This is a genomic window from Paenibacillus sp. Z6-24 (assembly GCF_054161335.1).
Genome location: NZ_CP096398.1, coordinates 2,989,482 through 3,004,058 on the forward strand (window position 1 = coordinate 2,989,482; position 14,577 = coordinate 3,004,058).

General features: G+C 48.2%; 14 protein-coding genes and 1 pseudogene. 7 read left to right on the forward strand and 8 right to left on the reverse strand.

Annotated features, from left to right (window positions below; translation table 11 throughout):
- Positions 1-20: 20 nt before the first annotated feature.
- Both M1D61_RS12855 and M1D61_RS12860 read right to left on the reverse strand, forming a co-directional pair.
- The gene (locus tag M1D61_RS12855) at positions 21-902 is read right to left on the reverse strand and encodes a carbohydrate ABC transporter permease (RefSeq protein ID WP_458118964.1); all 882 of its coding nucleotides are present in this window, start codon (positions 900-902) and stop codon (positions 21-23) included.
- A gap of 99 nt (positions 903-1,001) precedes the next feature.
- The gene (locus M1D61_RS12860; protein ID WP_458118965.1) at positions 1,002-2,303 is read right to left on the reverse strand and encodes an ABC transporter substrate-binding protein; all 1,302 of its coding nucleotides are present in this window, start codon (positions 2,301-2,303) and stop codon (positions 1,002-1,004) included.
- Between the two features lie 215 nt (positions 2,304-2,518).
- On the opposite strand from M1D61_RS12860, the gene M1D61_RS12865 reads away from it, so the two are divergent.
- The 4 genes from M1D61_RS12865 to M1D61_RS12880 all read left to right on the forward strand — a co-directional run bounded on the left by M1D61_RS12865 (position 2,519) and on the right by M1D61_RS12880 (position 7,184).
- On the forward strand, positions 2,519-3,688 hold the full coding sequence (locus M1D61_RS12865) for an AGE family epimerase/isomerase (protein WP_458118966.1): 1,170 nt from the start codon (positions 2,519-2,521) through the stop codon (positions 3,686-3,688).
- A 3-nt stretch (positions 3,689-3,691) separates the two neighbouring features.
- Entirely contained in the window at positions 3,692-4,870 is a 1,179-nt protein-coding gene (locus M1D61_RS12870; RefSeq protein WP_458118967.1) for a glycoside hydrolase family 130 protein, read from the forward strand.
- Between the two features lie 131 nt (positions 4,871-5,001).
- The gene (locus tag M1D61_RS12875; RefSeq protein ID WP_458122502.1) at positions 5,002-6,009 is read left to right on the forward strand and encodes a substrate-binding domain-containing protein; all 1,008 of its coding nucleotides are present in this window, start codon (positions 5,002-5,004) and stop codon (positions 6,007-6,009) included.
- A gap of 191 nt (positions 6,010-6,200) precedes the next feature.
- Entirely contained in the window at positions 6,201-7,184 is a 984-nt protein-coding gene (locus M1D61_RS12880; RefSeq protein ID WP_458118968.1) for a glycoside hydrolase family 5 protein, read from the forward strand.
- 18 nt (positions 7,185-7,202) lie between these two features.
- On the opposite strand, the gene M1D61_RS12885 is transcribed toward M1D61_RS12880, so the two are convergent.
- On the reverse strand, positions 7,203-7,469 hold the full coding sequence (locus M1D61_RS12885) for a DeoR family transcriptional regulator (RefSeq protein ID WP_458118970.1): 267 nt from the start codon (positions 7,467-7,469) through the stop codon (positions 7,203-7,205).
- A gap of 266 nt (positions 7,470-7,735) precedes the next feature.
- Here M1D61_RS12885 and M1D61_RS12890 point away from each other — a divergent pair, with 266 nt between their 5' ends.
- A complete protein-coding gene (locus M1D61_RS12890) occupies positions 7,736-8,233 on the forward strand; it encodes an N-acetyltransferase family protein (RefSeq protein ID WP_458118971.1) in 498 nt (165 codons plus the stop codon).
- Positions 8,234-8,265: 32 nt separating this feature from the next.
- Here M1D61_RS12890 and M1D61_RS12895 read toward each other — a convergent pair whose 3' ends face one another.
- The 3 genes and pseudogenes from M1D61_RS12895 to M1D61_RS12905 form a co-directional block, all read right to left on the reverse strand.
- Entirely contained in the window at positions 8,266-8,481 is a 216-nt protein-coding gene (locus M1D61_RS12895; protein ID WP_458118972.1) for a DNA mismatch repair protein MutT, read from the reverse strand.
- 33 nt (positions 8,482-8,514) lie between these two features.
- Positions 8,515-8,691, reverse strand: coding sequence for a hypothetical protein (locus M1D61_RS12900; RefSeq protein WP_458122592.1), 177 nt, complete (start codon positions 8,689-8,691; stop codon positions 8,515-8,517).
- A gap of 25 nt (positions 8,692-8,716) precedes the next feature.
- Positions 8,717-8,851: pseudogene (locus M1D61_RS12905) on the reverse strand (hypothetical protein); the annotation flags it as partial.
- A 143-nt stretch (positions 8,852-8,994) separates the two neighbouring features.
- Here M1D61_RS12905 and M1D61_RS12910 point away from each other — a divergent pair.
- Positions 8,995-10,722 carry a cellulase family glycosylhydrolase gene (locus tag M1D61_RS12910; RefSeq protein WP_458118973.1) on the forward strand — a complete coding sequence of 576 codons (1,728 nt, stop codon included), beginning with the start codon at positions 8,995-8,997 and terminating at the stop codon, positions 10,720-10,722.
- Between the two features lie 130 nt (positions 10,723-10,852).
- Here the strand turns inward: M1D61_RS12910 and M1D61_RS12915 are convergent, their stop codons facing one another.
- On the reverse strand, positions 10,853-11,518 hold the full coding sequence (locus M1D61_RS12915; RefSeq protein WP_458118974.1) for a TetR/AcrR family transcriptional regulator: 666 nt from the start codon (positions 11,516-11,518) through the stop codon (positions 10,853-10,855).
- Between the two features lie 255 nt (positions 11,519-11,773).
- Between M1D61_RS12915 and M1D61_RS12920 the strand changes: the two genes are divergently transcribed.
- Positions 11,774-12,760 (forward strand): aldo/keto reductase, encoded by a 987-nt coding sequence (locus tag M1D61_RS12920; protein WP_458118975.1) that lies wholly within the window; start codon positions 11,774-11,776, stop codon positions 12,758-12,760.
- A gap of 472 nt (positions 12,761-13,232) precedes the next feature.
- On the opposite strand, the gene M1D61_RS12925 is transcribed toward M1D61_RS12920, so the two are convergent.
- On the reverse strand, positions 13,233-14,573 hold the full coding sequence (locus tag M1D61_RS12925) for an MATE family efflux transporter (RefSeq protein ID WP_458118976.1): 1,341 nt from the start codon (positions 14,571-14,573) through the stop codon (positions 13,233-13,235).
- Between the last annotated feature and the right edge of the window lie 4 nt (positions 14,574-14,577).

Genomic DNA, 14,577 nt, shown 5'->3' on the forward strand with positions numbered 1-14,577 from the left:
TATTTGAGTCTATACACCGTTTACTTCTCCTCCCTTACCAGCATGCGCTGTGCAACAGTAACGATCACAACGATAAACAGCAGGATAACCGCCATGGCTGATGCGAGCCCCAGCTTGCTGTATTTGAATGCCAGATCGATCGTCTGAATAACAAAAGTCTCACTGCCATTCGAACCGCCAACCATAATATAAGGAATATCAAAAGCACTGATCGCACCGCTCACCGCGAGAATGATATTCAGCTGTACAATCTTGCCGATACTAGGCAAAATGATATGCCGGAACTGATGCCAGCGGTTGGCACCATCAATATCGGCTGCCTCGTAGACATCACGGTCGATAGACGAGATCGCGCCGAGGAAAATAATAAAGTTAAAACCCATATACCGCCATACCGAAGCTCCGGCCAGCGAATAGTTGATAATATTCGGATTGCCCAGCCACAGCTGAATGTACTGACTCAGTCCAAGCGCATTCAGCAGCGTATCCAGCGTTCCATCCGGACGGAAGAAAAATAGAAAAATAAAGCCGATGGCTACCCCGTTCAGCATGTACGGGAAAAACAGTACTCCTTTAAAAAAGTTCTTGAAGCGGGTGTTGAAGCTGAGAATGGTCGCAAAATAAAGCGCCAGCCCCATCTGCACAAAAGTGGCAAAAAAGTAATATAAACTGACTTTGAAGACGGCAAAATATTCCGGTTCGCTAAAGATACGGGTGTAATTCTCCAAACCGACATAGTCCATATGCTTGCTGTAGCCGTTCCAGTCGGTAAAGCTGTACTTGAACATATTGAAGACAGGCAGATAGGAGAATACAATCAGCAGAATCATCGGGATAGCAGAAAAAGCAGCGATAATGATTTTCCGTTGGGTCGAATAATTATAGTGGGAAAGTTTAAACATTCTTGTACCTCCAGCTTCACTCAGATACCAAAATCTTGTCGCTTCACTGCAAGCGGCCCGGGGAGAGAACAGAACCTTCCCTCCCGTCCGCATGACAGTCTACTGCTGGGCGACAGCTGCTCTTGCTTTGATCCACGCGTCATTCAATTGCTTCATAATGTCGTCATACGACTCATTCGTATTGCCGATGGCCGCTTCGATAATCCGCTTTTTGAAGTCAGGCTGCCACAGTCCGATCTCGGCTTCCTTATCGATTTTGTCCACGAGACCTTCCTGACCGGCTTTGCCTGGAGTCAGCGTCTCAAAGCTGACGCCTTCCTTTTCATAATCCTTGAGGGTGGCTGGCAGTTCGGAACCTTTGACGGCGCTGATGCTTCCGGCCTGCTCTACGGAATAATTGGATTTATTGATAAACCAGTCCAGCCATGCCTTGGCAGCCGGTTTGTTCTCACTGTTCACGTTAATGGCGATATTGTAGTCTGCCGCCAGGGGTACGACCACTTTGGATGCATTGGTCGGGAATGGCATAAAGTCGATATCATCCGGGTTGGAAGCTACGCTCTTGATCTGGTCGATTGCCCAGGAACCGAGTACCATTGTACCGATTTTGCCATTGGCGAGATCAGCCTTGGAACTCTCCCAGTCGGTGGTGGTCGGATCTTTCTCGATCAGACCATTTTTAGCTGCATCATACATCACTTTGTACAATTCATAATGCGGCTGTCCCGGTACAAAGTTGTCATCCGAGTTAGGCTGGGTGACATTGACGTAGTCCGGATCGCCTGCCACTGTCATCAGATCGGATTCCCACTGGGTCAGCGGCCAGCCGGCAGCATAGTTGGTATATAATGGGACCGCTTGCGTTTTAGCTTTGATTTGCTGCAGTGCCTGCTGGAACTGCTCGGTTGTTTGCGGAACTTTTGTAATTCCCGCCTGTTTGAATACCTGCTTGTTATAAATAATTCCAGAGTATGTAATCGCTACTGGAATACCGTAGATCTGGTTGTCTACCATTCGCTCTTCGATCCCGGTGTATTTCTGCTTCATTTCATCATAGGAACCGAGCGGTTCGAAGAAATCGGGGATATCCTTGATCGGAATACTGGTCGGAATGAGCAGCACATCTCCATAATCTTCTGTACTCATACGTACTTTAATCTGTCCTTCGTAGTCGGACAGCGCCTCAAAATTTACTTTAACGTCAGGATAAATCTTATTGAATTCCTTGGCATAATCCTGAAATACGGTATCCACAATATCAGTACGCTGAGTAATAACAGTAATATCGCCTTCAATTTTATTTGGGTCGCTACTGTCCGAGCTGCCTTTGGAACAGCCTCCCAATAGTGAAACTACCAGCAATGACGCTACGAAGCTGGACAACCATTTATGCTTCTTCATTTCAATCCCTCCCTTAATTATAACTATATTTAACCTTATCGATTAGGTTACATACGCATTCTATATTGTTAGCGCTTTCTAGTCAATCATTATTTTGATTTCCATTTCTAAATTGCTAACTTCCACTTCTGTATTTTTCAATTGACATTTTCTTTTGTTAGTCATTATAGTGATAATATAAGGTTATCGATAAAGTTAGTTAGGATGGTGCCGATGTGACAATATTACAGACAGAGATTCGGCAGGAATGGCTGGAGCATATCCTTCCTTTCTGGATGAATCTTAGAGATGAACAGCACGGAGGTTATTACGGTGAGGTCGGGTATGATCTGAATATTATCCGGGACAAGCCCAAAGGCGGAATCGCGACAGCGCGCATCCTCTGGTCTTTTGCCTCCGCTTACCGGATCACCGGCGAATCGCAGTATGCCGAGCATGCCCGTCATGCCTATCAGTTTCTCAGTGGTCCGCTCTATGACTCCGAACATGAAGGCATCTACTGGGCTGTCGATCATCTGGGTGCACCGCTGGATACACGCAAGCATGTGTATAATCAGGCATTTGCCATCTATGCATTCAGTGAATATTACCGGGCGACAGGTGATGAAGAAGCCCTGCAGCTGTGTATCCGGCTGTTCAGATGGCTGGAGCAGACCGGCTACAACCGGGTCACCGGTGCCTATCGCGAGGAATTCGACCGCTTCTGGCAGGAGCAGCCAAATGAAATGCTGAGCGAGAATGGAATCATCGCGGATATTACGATGAATACGCACATCCATGTATTGGAAGCGTATACCAATCTGTACCGGATCTGGCCGGATGAGCAGGTACGCCTTGCTCTGGATAATCTGCTCGTTATTCTGCATGAACGGATGTACGATTCGCAGCGGCGCAGACTGAACGTGTTTTTTGATAACCAGTGGAATTCGCTGATCGATCTGACTTCATTTGGACATGATATTGAAGCCAGCTGGCTGATTGATGACGCGATGCAGGTGATCGGCAGCACCCATCCGGCCTATGAACAGATGGTTATCGATATGGCCTACAGGGTCGCCGAAGCCGCTGTGCAGCCCGATGGATCGCTGATGAATGAACAGGAAGACAAGCATGTGGATACTTCGCGGATCTGGTGGGTACAGGCCGAGGCAATTGTCGGCTTTTACAATGCGTATCAGCGTACCGGAGATGAGCAGTTCCTCAGGCTGATTGGGAACATGTGGGACTATATCAAGGCTCACATTATTGATCCGCGTCCAGGCGGAGAATGGTTCTGGTCTGCCGGCGATCAGGGAGAACCCGGTCAGCGCGAAGTCGCCGGCATGTGGAAATGCCCGTATCACAACAGCCGTTTTTGTATCGAAATTACCGAGAGGATGAATTAAACGATGATTCATGAACAATACGCAGCACTCGCAGCTAAGCAGGAACAATTACTGAGCCGACGCAATGAGAAAAACACCGAGTTCTATAACGGCATCTATGACCGTTACCTCTATCCTGTCCTGACCCGTCACCATGTGCCGGTACACTGGAGATTTGTTCTGGATGCAGAGCGCAATCCGCATTTTATGGAGCGTCTGGGCATTAATGCCGCCCTCAATCCGGGAGCCATTTATCATGAAGGTAAATATATTCTGGTTGTACGCACGGAGGGGATGGACCGCAAATCGTTCTTCGCCCTGGCGGAAAGCGATAATGGTGTAGACGGATTCCGGTTTACCGGCAAGCCGCTGACCTGGGAAGATACCGATCCGGCAGAGACCAATATGTATGATATGCGGCTCGTCAAGCATGAGGACGGCTGGATCTACGGCATCTACTGCTCCGAGCAAAAGGACCCGGATGCACCGGCTGGTGATACTTCCAGTGCAGTGGCGCAAGCAGGACTCGTCCGCACCCGTGACTTGAACACATGGGAGCGTCTGCCGAATATCCGCACCTCTTCCCCACAGCAGCGCAATGTGGTGCTGCATCCGGAATTTGTAAATGGCAAATACGGATTTTACACTCGTCCGCAGGATGGATTCATCTCCACCGGTTCCGGCGGCGGCATCGCCTTCGGCGTATGCGACGACATTCTGAATCCGGTCATCGAGACCGAGACAGTCATGGACGAACGCCGTTACCATACCGTCTATGAAGCCAAAAACGGTCAGGGTCCCGCACCGATCAAGACGGATCGCGGCTGGATTCATATCGCTCACGGGGTGCGCAATACGGCAGCAGGCCTGCGCTATGTACTGTATGTATTTGTAACCAGTCTGGAAGATCCGACGGTTGTTATTGCCAAGCCGGGCGGGCTGTTTATTGCTCCTTATGATGATGAACGTGTCGGCGATGTATCTAATGTAATTTTCTGCAACGGTGCGGTCGTCAATGAAAAGGGCGAAGTCTATATCTACTACGCATCCAGCGACACCCGCATCCATGTGGCTACCACCACTCTGGACAAGCTGGTTGACTATGCATTCAACACACCTGCCGATCCTTTCCGCTCCCTGGATTGTGCGATTCAGCGATCTGCGCTGATTGAAGATAATGAACGCCTGCTGGCATCCCGTTAATCCATGGGTCTTTTCACTTCCCGCCCTCATTTGCTTTATTACTCTACAGTAAAAATGTATACTGTGTGTACCATACCGACTTTTGTCGCGACAACCAGTATCCATTTACAAGAGAGGCCGGGAAAGAAATGATGAATAAAAACATTACGATGCGTGATATTGCACTCAAAATGGGTGTCAGCAGTGTCACCGTCTCCAAAGCGCTGAATGACAAAGACGGCGTCAGCAATGAACTCAAGGAAAAAATCAAGCTGGCTGCCTGGGAAATGGGCTATCGGATGAATACGGTAGCCAAGTCGATGCGCGAAGGACTGACCTATAATCTGGGCGTTATTATCCCCGAGCGGTTCACTGGCACTTCCCAGACATTTTACTTGCGTCTGTATCAGGAGATTGCGGTAGCGCTCCAGCAGCATAATTATTATGGCATTCTGCATATTCTGAGCCGCGAAGATGAAGAGCAGCTGAATCTGCCGCGTATCTATCATGAGCAAAAAGTCGATGGTTTTATTTTGCTCGGACAGGTCAGCAAGGCGTATATCGAAGTTATCGAACAGATCGAACAGCCTAAAATGTTCCTCGACTTTTACGATGAGCATGCCGAGATTGATTCGATTATTACGGATAACTTTTACGGTGCTTATGAGCTGACCAACTATCTGATCCGTCAGGGACACCGCGATATCGCCTATGTCGGCAATTTGTATTCGACGAGCAGTATCCAGGATCGATTCCTCGGGTATTATAAATCGCTGCTGGAGCATCATGTTCCACTGCGGCAGGAGTGGATACTCAGTGACCGTGATGAACAGGGGACGATTGTCGATCTGAAGCTTCCTTCTTCCCTGCCATCCGCCTTTGTCTGCAACTGTGACCAGGTCGCACATCTGCTCATTCAGCAGCTGCGTTCCGAAGGTTACCGGGTGCCGCAGGACTGCTCGGTCGTCGGCTTTGACAACGATATCTATGCCACACTGTCCGAGCCTCATCTGACGACGGTGGAAGTCAATATTAACAAGATGGCCTATACGGCCGTAGATTCGATTTTGAAAAAGATACGTGACCCTCATACAAGATTCGGAAGAGTACTTGTACAGGGCAATATCATATATCGGGATTCCGTAAAAGATATGGCGTAAAGTACGATTATATACTTCCACCGATCTATCGGTTCCTTTTCCGTACTCTGCCGCGCAGTAAGCGGAAGCTCATGCATCAAAGAATATGTTGTACGATTTTGGCCCATGCGGTTCCGGAAGGCTGGCCAGCCTCTTCATGCAATTGCACCGGAATCGCAAGGTTAAAATAAAAAAAATCTGGAGGTTGTTGTATGAAAAAGCTGTTGTGCAGAGGTATACTGTCTACACTCGTTATGATTCTGGCTATCTATGGAATGAACAGTTTTGCACCCAAAGCGTCAGCTGCAACAGGATTTTATGTAAGCGGTACCAAATTGTATGATTCCACAGGCAAGCCTTTTGCCATGCGGGGTATAAACCATGCACATACATGGTACAAAAACGATCTGTCCACCGCTATTCCGGCGATTGCACGCACGGGAGCCAATACGGTTCGTATTGTACTTTCCAATGGTACGCAGTATACAAAGGATGATATCAACTCCGTTAAAAATATCATTTCCCTCGTCAACCAGAACAAAATGATCGCTGTGCTGGAAGTTCATGATGCTACAGGCAAAGACGATTACAACTCGCTCGATGCTGCCGTGAATTACTGGATCAGCATCAAGGATGCCCTGATCGGCAAGGAAGACCGTGTCATCGTCAATATCGCCAACGAATGGTATGGCACATGGAACGGCAGCGCATGGGCAGACGGCTACAAGCAGGCTATTCCCAAACTGAGAAATGCCGGTATTAAAAACACGCTGATCGTGGATGCCGCAGGCTGGGGACAATACCCGCAATCGATCGTGGATTACGGACAAAGTGTATTTGCTGCCGATTCGCAGCGTAATACGGTCTTCTCGATTCATATGTACGAGTATGCAGGCAAAGATGCAGCAACCGTCAAAGCCAATATTGACAGCGTTCTGAACAAAGGACTTCCGGTTATCATCGGTGAATTTGGTGGATACCATACCAATGGCGATGTTGATGAATACGCTATCATGAGATATAGCCAAGAGAAAGGAATCGGTTGGCTGGCTTGGTCCTGGTATGGCAACAGTACCAACCTGAACTACCTGGATATGGCTACCGGTCCAAATGGCAGTCTGACCAGCTTTGGCAATACGGTCGTTAATGATCCGAATGGAATCAAAGCTACGTCCCAGAAAGCAGGAATATTCTAAGTTGCATCTCCCTGCTGCCTACTTCGTATAACGGTGTCTGACGGCAAAGAACCCCTGTGCTTCGTAAAGTGCACAGGGGTTCTTTACCGTGAATGACAGGGACTGAGCAGATCCACTCTTTTGATCGGTACAATCCGGGCGATGGCCACCGTCATATTCGCGCTGAAATAGCGGTGACAGGGAGATAGTCTGCGTATTTGATAACGGAATAGCTCCGCCATGTGTGCGTTTGAGCAGACGTTCCTCCTCCATTGCGTTCAGATCTCGTCGTATGGAATCGATCAAAACGCCGACTACTTCTGCCAGATCCTTGGCCAGTACCTACTGTCATGCCGCAGCAGCTCCAGAATCTGGTTACGTCTTTCCAGAGAGAACATGGGGCTTCCTCCTTGGTGGTTATTGCAGATACTCATTACGGATAGGGAGAGAATCATCTGCCATAATTTACAAATTTGCAGCCAAGCGTAGTGTGATAAGTATTTGTGACAATGGTCGGTAACGGGATATAATGTAAAGGAGTACATATTTACTTACCTGTCAGGAGGCCAATAATGAAGATTGAAATTCTGGATGTCCGGCATGCCGAAGCTTATAGACAGCTGCGGCTGGAGGCACTGGAGCAGTACCCGGAAGCATTCGCTTCCAGCTATGAAGAAGAAAAAGAATTTCCGCTGGAACGCTTTCACAGGCGGCTCGCCGGGACGGATTCTATCACGCTCGGTGCCTGGCATGAATCAGAGCTGATCGGATCGGTCACGCTGGTATATGAACGCAAGCCCAAGCTACGGCATCGGGCCAATATTATCGCCATGTATGTAAAGCCGCCCCATCGCGGCTCGGGAATCGGCAAGCAGCTGATGCAGCAGGCGATTCAGACTGCGCGCAGCGCCGGAAATGTGGAACAGATCTATCTGTCCGTGATGGCACATAATGAGCCTGCCAAGCGGCTGTATCAAGCGCTTGGATTTGAAGCGTACGGCAAGGACTGGCGTGCGCTCAAGATTGGCCAGACTTATTATGATGAGGAATTGATGGCTCTCTTCCTGTAACTTCCAGCCCTCTTACGTTCGCTTCCCTTGCTTTACAGCGATGAGCGGATCAGTATGTGCTGGCGCGCCTCTTCTGCACGGCGAATACTTTCCTTCGTCCATGGCGGCGCAGACGGATACTGAAGCAGTTCTTCACTTGTTATCCAGTAGACTGCTTCTACTTCTTCTGCGCTTTTGCTGTGCGCCTGTCCATCTGCATATTCACACAGAAACACAATATGGGTCACCATCTCCCCGGCATCAGTCATAAATATGGAATTATATAAATACTGCGGATTCGATCAAATTCCAATCCCCACTTTCTCCCCGATCTCGCGTTGCAGCGCAGCCTCCAGCAGATCCGTTCCCGGCTCTGTTTCTTCCAGCATGCCGCCGACCAGCACCAGTGTTCCGCCGGCATGCTCTTCCTGCTGGCTGCGGCGAATGATCAGCCAGACTCGGAAAATTAAATAATGCATATGCGATATTATTGGCTCCTTCATGCGGTATAAAATAGCCATAATGATTCCCGCCAAGCCGATTAACCAGTGGAATCCAAATTTTGGCATAAAGGAATTTCAAAATTGTTTTTCTTTTAATTCCTTTTAATCCGGTATTTATTTCCCATATATTATACATTTATCTTTTTATTAGAAAATCACTAATTTACATATGAATTTATCTGCAATTATTCAGGTGTTATTTAAAGAAGCACTATGATAATTTATAAATCAGAAAGCGCTTTCACATTTAAAATATACTGCTCGGAAAGGGAGAATGTAATGATCAAACGAAAGTACAAATCGCTGCTATCTCTGACGATGGCTGCAGCACTGCTCCTCTCGCTCGTTCCTTCGGCTGCTTCGGCAGCAAGTACGGAAGAAGCTGTACAGCCTAAAGCTGTAGCGGCAACCAATATGCAATCCTATGTCGATGCCATGCAGCCTGGATGGAATCTTGGTAATACACTCGATGCGACAGGAGCTGACGAGACTTCTTGGGGCAATCCACGTGTCACCCAGACGCTGATCAAGCAAGTCGCTGCACAGGGTTACAAAAGTATCCGTATTCCGGTGACCTGGGATACTCATATTGGCGCAGCGCCGAATTACACGATCGATCCGGCCTATCTGAGCCGTGTAGAAGAAGTCGTGAACTGGGCGTTGAATGAGAATCTGTACGTAATGATCAATGTGCATCATGACTCCTGGCTCTGGATCAGCAAAATGGAGACCCAGCATGATACGGTGCTGGCCCGCTACAATGCTGTCTGGAAGCAAATCGCCGACCGTTTCAAAAACACTTCCAACAAGCTGATGTTCGAAAGTGTCAACGAGCCGCGCTTTACCGATGGCGGTACCAAGGATGAAGCCAAACAGCAGCAGATGCTGGATGAGCTGAATCTGTCTTTTCACAAAATTCTGAGAGCATCAGGCGGTCAGAATGCGACACGTCCGCTTGTATTGTCCACGCTGGAAGCTTCCCCTTCCCAGGAACGGATGACGGCACTGTCCAATACGATGAGCAAGCTGAACGATTCAAATCTGATTGCCACGGTCCATTACTATGGCTACTGGCCGTTCAGTGTGAATATCGCCGGCTATACCAAGTTTAATGAAGAAGTACAAAAAGACATTACGACTACTTTCGATAACGTTTACAATACATTCACGGCTAAAGGTATCCCGGTCATTCTCGGTGAATACGGCCTGCTCGGCTTTGATAAAAACACAGGGGTCATCGAACAGGGCGAGAAGCTCAAGTTCTTCGAATTCCTGGGCTATTATATGAAGCAGAAAAAAGTCGCCACCATGCTGTGGGATAACGGTCAACACTTCAATCGTACCAATTACACATGGTCCGATCCGGATCTGTTCAGCGTCATCAAAGCCAGCTGGACCGGACGCTCCTCCAATGCCGAAAGTGACCTGATTTATATTAAAAAAGGCGCAGCCGCACAGGACAAGAAAATTACTCTGAATCTGAACGGCAATCAACTCTCCTCGCTGAGCGTTGGCAGTACGACGCTGCAATCCGGTACTGACTATACGCTGAGCGGCAATATCCTGACCATCAAAGCCAGCCAGCTGACCAAGCTGACATCCTCCGGCAAATATGGTGTAAACGCGACCATCCTTGCCAAGTTCAGCAAAGGGGCTAACTGGAAATTTAATGTAATCGTATACGACACACCAAAACTGAGCAATGCACAGGGTACGACCAGTTCGTTCAGCATCCCGACTGCTTTTAATGGGGATCAGCTGGCGACCATGGAAGCCACCTATGCTTCCGGCGGTAATGCAGGTCCGCAGAACTGGACATCGTTCAAAGAGTTCGAGACTGCCTTTACCCCTGTCTACAGCGGCAATGCCATCAAGCTGCAGCCGGCTTTCTTTAACGAAACCCAGGATGGACAGGTCAACCTGAAATTCCATTTCTGGAGCGGTGCGGTAATTAACTATACCATTACCAAGAGCGGCAGCACGGTTACCGGTACAGCTGTACAATAATGGGCTTCGAATAATTTTTTACTGCTTTGTAGAATAAAAAGGACTGCCTGATAGGATAGGACCTCTGTCTGCTGGACAAGAGTCTTTTCAATCAAAGGCAGTCTTTTTTGTACTAATAACAATCCATGCTCTAATACAGATTTTTACTGATTTTTTTGGCCAGATAGTCGAGCTGTGGCATTATCAGCTGGTCGTCGACCATGGACAGCTTGTCCGGTCGGAACAACTGTATTTTCTGGAGATGATAATAATCCAGCAGGACTTGGTGAACGGTCAGCTGATTTTCCATTAGATATCGTATATCCAGAACATGACGCAGTATTTCGTTCTGCGCGATAACCAGTTTCCCGTTGATCTCATTAAATATGCCTCTCTTGATACCATCATTATAGAAATCGAGCAACATCGATTCTCTCTCCTTGATCGCGCTGCTGATTTTCTCATGAATATCCGGATAAATACTCGCCAACTCTTTCAGGAAAATATCAGTCGCATACTCGACCAGCAATACGGACTGCTCAAAAATCTGCTGAAAGCGTACACTGAATTGCTGATCGCTATTATGTTCCATGCTCGCTTCATGAATGTATTCGATAAATCGGTCCACGACATAGTCGATAATTTCTTCTTTGGTGGAGAAATACTTATATAGTGTAGCTCTGCTGACATCCATAATTTTAGAAATATCTTCCATACGCAGGGATTGAAAACCGTTTTTTCTGACGTAAGGAAGCAATTTTGCGGTAAGTTTAATTTTAGTCTCATGCTGTTTGTCTGAATTCATATTTTTGGGCATATCTTTGCCTCCCCTTATTTTAGTATACTTCTTTCCGATTTTGAAATACATAATACAATACACTTTATACAAAATAGACATTTTGTAATTATTTTGTTTACTTTGTATTATTACCATGCTACGATGACGTTAATCTTCCGCACAAGAAGATCGGTAGAACAGTCGGAATAGACATTAGGGCTAACAGCTGCTTGCTGCTTTATTCAATATTCGTGTAATAACGTATTATGAAGCACATACGAGGAGGAATGGTTTATGCATTATCGTACTTTGGGACAAGAAGGATTACGCGTTACGGAGCTGGGGCTTGGGGTTATGGGAATGTCTGTCGCTTATGGCCCTTCTAATGCTGAAGAATCGGTTCAGACTCTGCATCATGCCTATGAACAGGGCATTCGCTTTTTTGACACTGCCGAGCTGTACGGCAACGGTCATAATGAACAGCTGCTTGGCAAAGCCGTACAAGCCTACCGCGACCAGATCATTATCGGAACCAAATTTGGTTTTGATATGACAGCCGATCCGCTAGGCTCCCGTATGAACAGCCGTCCGGATAATATCCGCCGGGTCGTGGAAAATAGTCTGCGTTATCTGCAAACCGATTATATTGATGTGCTGTATCAACATATATTCGATCCGGAAGTACCGATCGAAGAAGTCGCCGGAGTCGTCGGCGAGCTGATCCAGGAAGGCAAAGTGAAATACTTTGGCCTGAGCAATGTGGGAGCGACGACTGTTCACCTTGCCCATGCAGTTACACCGGTATCTGTACTGCAGATGGAATACTCCATTTTCGAACGGGAAATTGAAGACCGCATCCTGCCGGCACTGCGCGAACTGGGAATCGGACTAGTCGCCTACTCTCCTCTCGGACGCGGGTTCCTCACCGGTGCCGTAAAACCTGTGCATGAGTATGCCGCAGACGATTTCCGGCGAATCGATGAACGGTGGCAGGGTGACAACTATACGTATAATCTCCGCGCCACCGAGCAGCTGCGGCAGCTGGCGGACAGCAAACATATCACTGTGGCCCAGCTGGCTCTGGCATGGCTGCTCGCTCAGGGCGAAGATATCGTACCGATCCCCGGCACACGAAGCAGTCAGCGTCTGGACGAGAATATCGGCGCTGCAAAAGTAACACTGAACGAAGCCGATCTGCAGCGTATCCAGGACATCCTCCCTCACGGTTCGGCAGGAAGCCATTATCCCGCCTCAATGATCAGCAATTTCAGCCATGATTAAGCATTAAATACTGTATAAATGAAAAACGGCACGAGAGAGCAATTTCCCCCTCTCGTGCCGTTTTGCTATACTGCTCTGTCTATTAAGCTTCCGAACCACGGGAACCCGCATCCTCCAGTTCCAACGATTCGACATGCCGGGCTGTTCCCTCATATCCCTGTACCGATTGGGCGATAAAGGACAATACCGTATCACTCTATGCAGCGCACAATAGCGCAGGATTGCTTCCAGTTTGTAAAGCGAGACACGACTGGCAATATCCCGCTTATTGCAGAGCACCTTTTGTAGATCCGATTCCCTCCAAAGAAAACTCTCACTTGCTCATTTTACGCGGAATGGGGATTACCTGCCAGTTCACAGACATACTAAAAGACTCCTTTGGACCATAAAATATCATGAGATCCAAGGAGTCTTTTAGTACAACAGCTTTCTGAATTATAAATGATAACGCATCTTCTTTTCTTCATGTCTGCTAACTGACAGCCAATCTCTTTTCCAGACCGGGCACGTACAGCAGCAAAAATACCGAACGACCAATTCCGAATAAAATAAAGCAGGCCCACAGCCCATGATTGCCATATACAGGTATAAGCACCAGACAGCCTATAATGAACAGCACGACCGACAGCAGCATCGAGTTGCGGACAGGTGCGGTCATCGTCGTACCGGTGAACACCCCGTAAAATACAAGTCCAAATCCGGTTGTCAGCGGGAATAACAGCAGCCAGGAATTGTACTGCAGCGCAATATCAATCACCGCTCCATTATCCGTGAACAGGGCGATAAACTGCTCCCGGCCAGCCAGATAGACAAGCGTCAGCAGCAATGCGGTGATTGTTGTCCATATCCAGGACAGGGTCAGGCTGCGTTTTAGAAGTGGAGCGCTGCGGGCTCCTCTAGCCTGTCCCGCATAGATGGAACTCGCATTCGCCAGTCCATCGAAAAAGTAAGCCATCATATAGTGAATCTGCAGCAGAATCGAATTCGCGGCCAGCACTTCCGGACCGAATGATGTGCTCTGGGCCGTAAAAATGTTGAACATGGTCAGCAGACAGATCGTCCGTACGAGCAGATCACTGTTGGCACGGAACATCGGTCTCAGCTGATCCCAGACGAACATTCCTTTTAACCGGATCGTCCGCCGATCCATATAAGGCGAGCGCCAGACAAAGTACAGCCCGGTGATCAGTGCCAGCGCTTCGGCGAATAAGGTCGCTGCTGCCACACCAGCTACGCCCCAGCCGAGTCCCTGGGTAAACCAGATCGCCAGCAGCATATTCACCACATTCATCGAGATCTGGGTGATCAGTGTCTGACGAATATGCGACATGCCCATCAGCCAGCCGATCAGTACATAATTGAGCAGCGTCAGCGGGGCACCCCAGATACGAATATGAAAGTAAACACCCGCCCAGTGCGCAATATCTGCTCCCGGCTGCATCAGGAACAGTGATGTCTGCAAAATCGGAATTTGCAGGGCGATAAAAATCAAACCAATAACCAGCGCAATCATCAGCGGCCGGATCAGGTCTGCCATACCTTCCTGAATATCATTGCGCCCTCTGGCCTGAGCGGCAAATCCTGACGTACTCACACGCAAAAAACCAAACAGCCAGTACATCGTATTAAAAATCAGCGTACCGATCGCCGTACCGCCAAGATACGCAGGATCAAACAAATGCCCCACTACCGCTGTATCCACCAGCCCGAGCAGCGGTGTCGTAATTGTCGAGACAATCAGCGGCAGACTGAGCAGCAGGTAATCCCGGTGAGAAGGACTTTTATGTATCGAATGTGTTGATTGATGAGTCATATCC

Coding starts and splice junctions, on each gene's coding strand:
- M1D61_RS12855 (WP_458118964.1), bottom strand. CDS start 902: ATGTTTAAACTTTCCCACTATAATTATTCGACCCAACGGAAAATCATT.
- M1D61_RS12860 (WP_458118965.1), bottom strand. CDS start 2,303: ATGAAGAAGCATAAATGGTTGTCCAGCTTCGTAGCGTCATTGCTGGTA.
- M1D61_RS12870 (WP_458118967.1), top strand. CDS start 3,692: ATGATTCATGAACAATACGCAGCACTCGCAGCTAAGCAGGAACAATTA.
- M1D61_RS12875 (WP_458122502.1), top strand. CDS start 5,002: ATGAATAAAAACATTACGATGCGTGATATTGCACTCAAAATGGGTGTC.
- M1D61_RS12880 (WP_458118968.1), top strand. CDS start 6,201: ATGAAAAAGCTGTTGTGCAGAGGTATACTGTCTACACTCGTTATGATT.
- M1D61_RS12890 (WP_458118971.1), top strand. CDS start 7,736: ATGAAGATTGAAATTCTGGATGTCCGGCATGCCGAAGCTTATAGACAG.
- M1D61_RS12895 (WP_458118972.1), bottom strand. CDS start 8,481: ATGACTGATGCCGGGGAGATGGTGACCCATATTGTGTTTCTGTGTGAA.
- M1D61_RS12900 (WP_458122592.1), bottom strand. CDS start 8,691: ATGCATTATTTAATTTTCCGAGTCTGGCTGATCATTCGCCGCAGCCAG.
- M1D61_RS12910 (WP_458118973.1), top strand. CDS start 8,995: ATGATCAAACGAAAGTACAAATCGCTGCTATCTCTGACGATGGCTGCA.
- M1D61_RS12915 (WP_458118974.1), bottom strand. CDS start 11,518: ATGCCCAAAAATATGAATTCAGACAAACAGCATGAGACTAAAATTAAA.
- M1D61_RS12920 (WP_458118975.1), top strand. CDS start 11,774: ATGCATTATCGTACTTTGGGACAAGAAGGATTACGCGTTACGGAGCTG.
- M1D61_RS12925 (WP_458118976.1), bottom strand. CDS start 14,573: ATGACTCATCAATCAACACATTCGATACATAAAAGTCCTTCTCACCGG.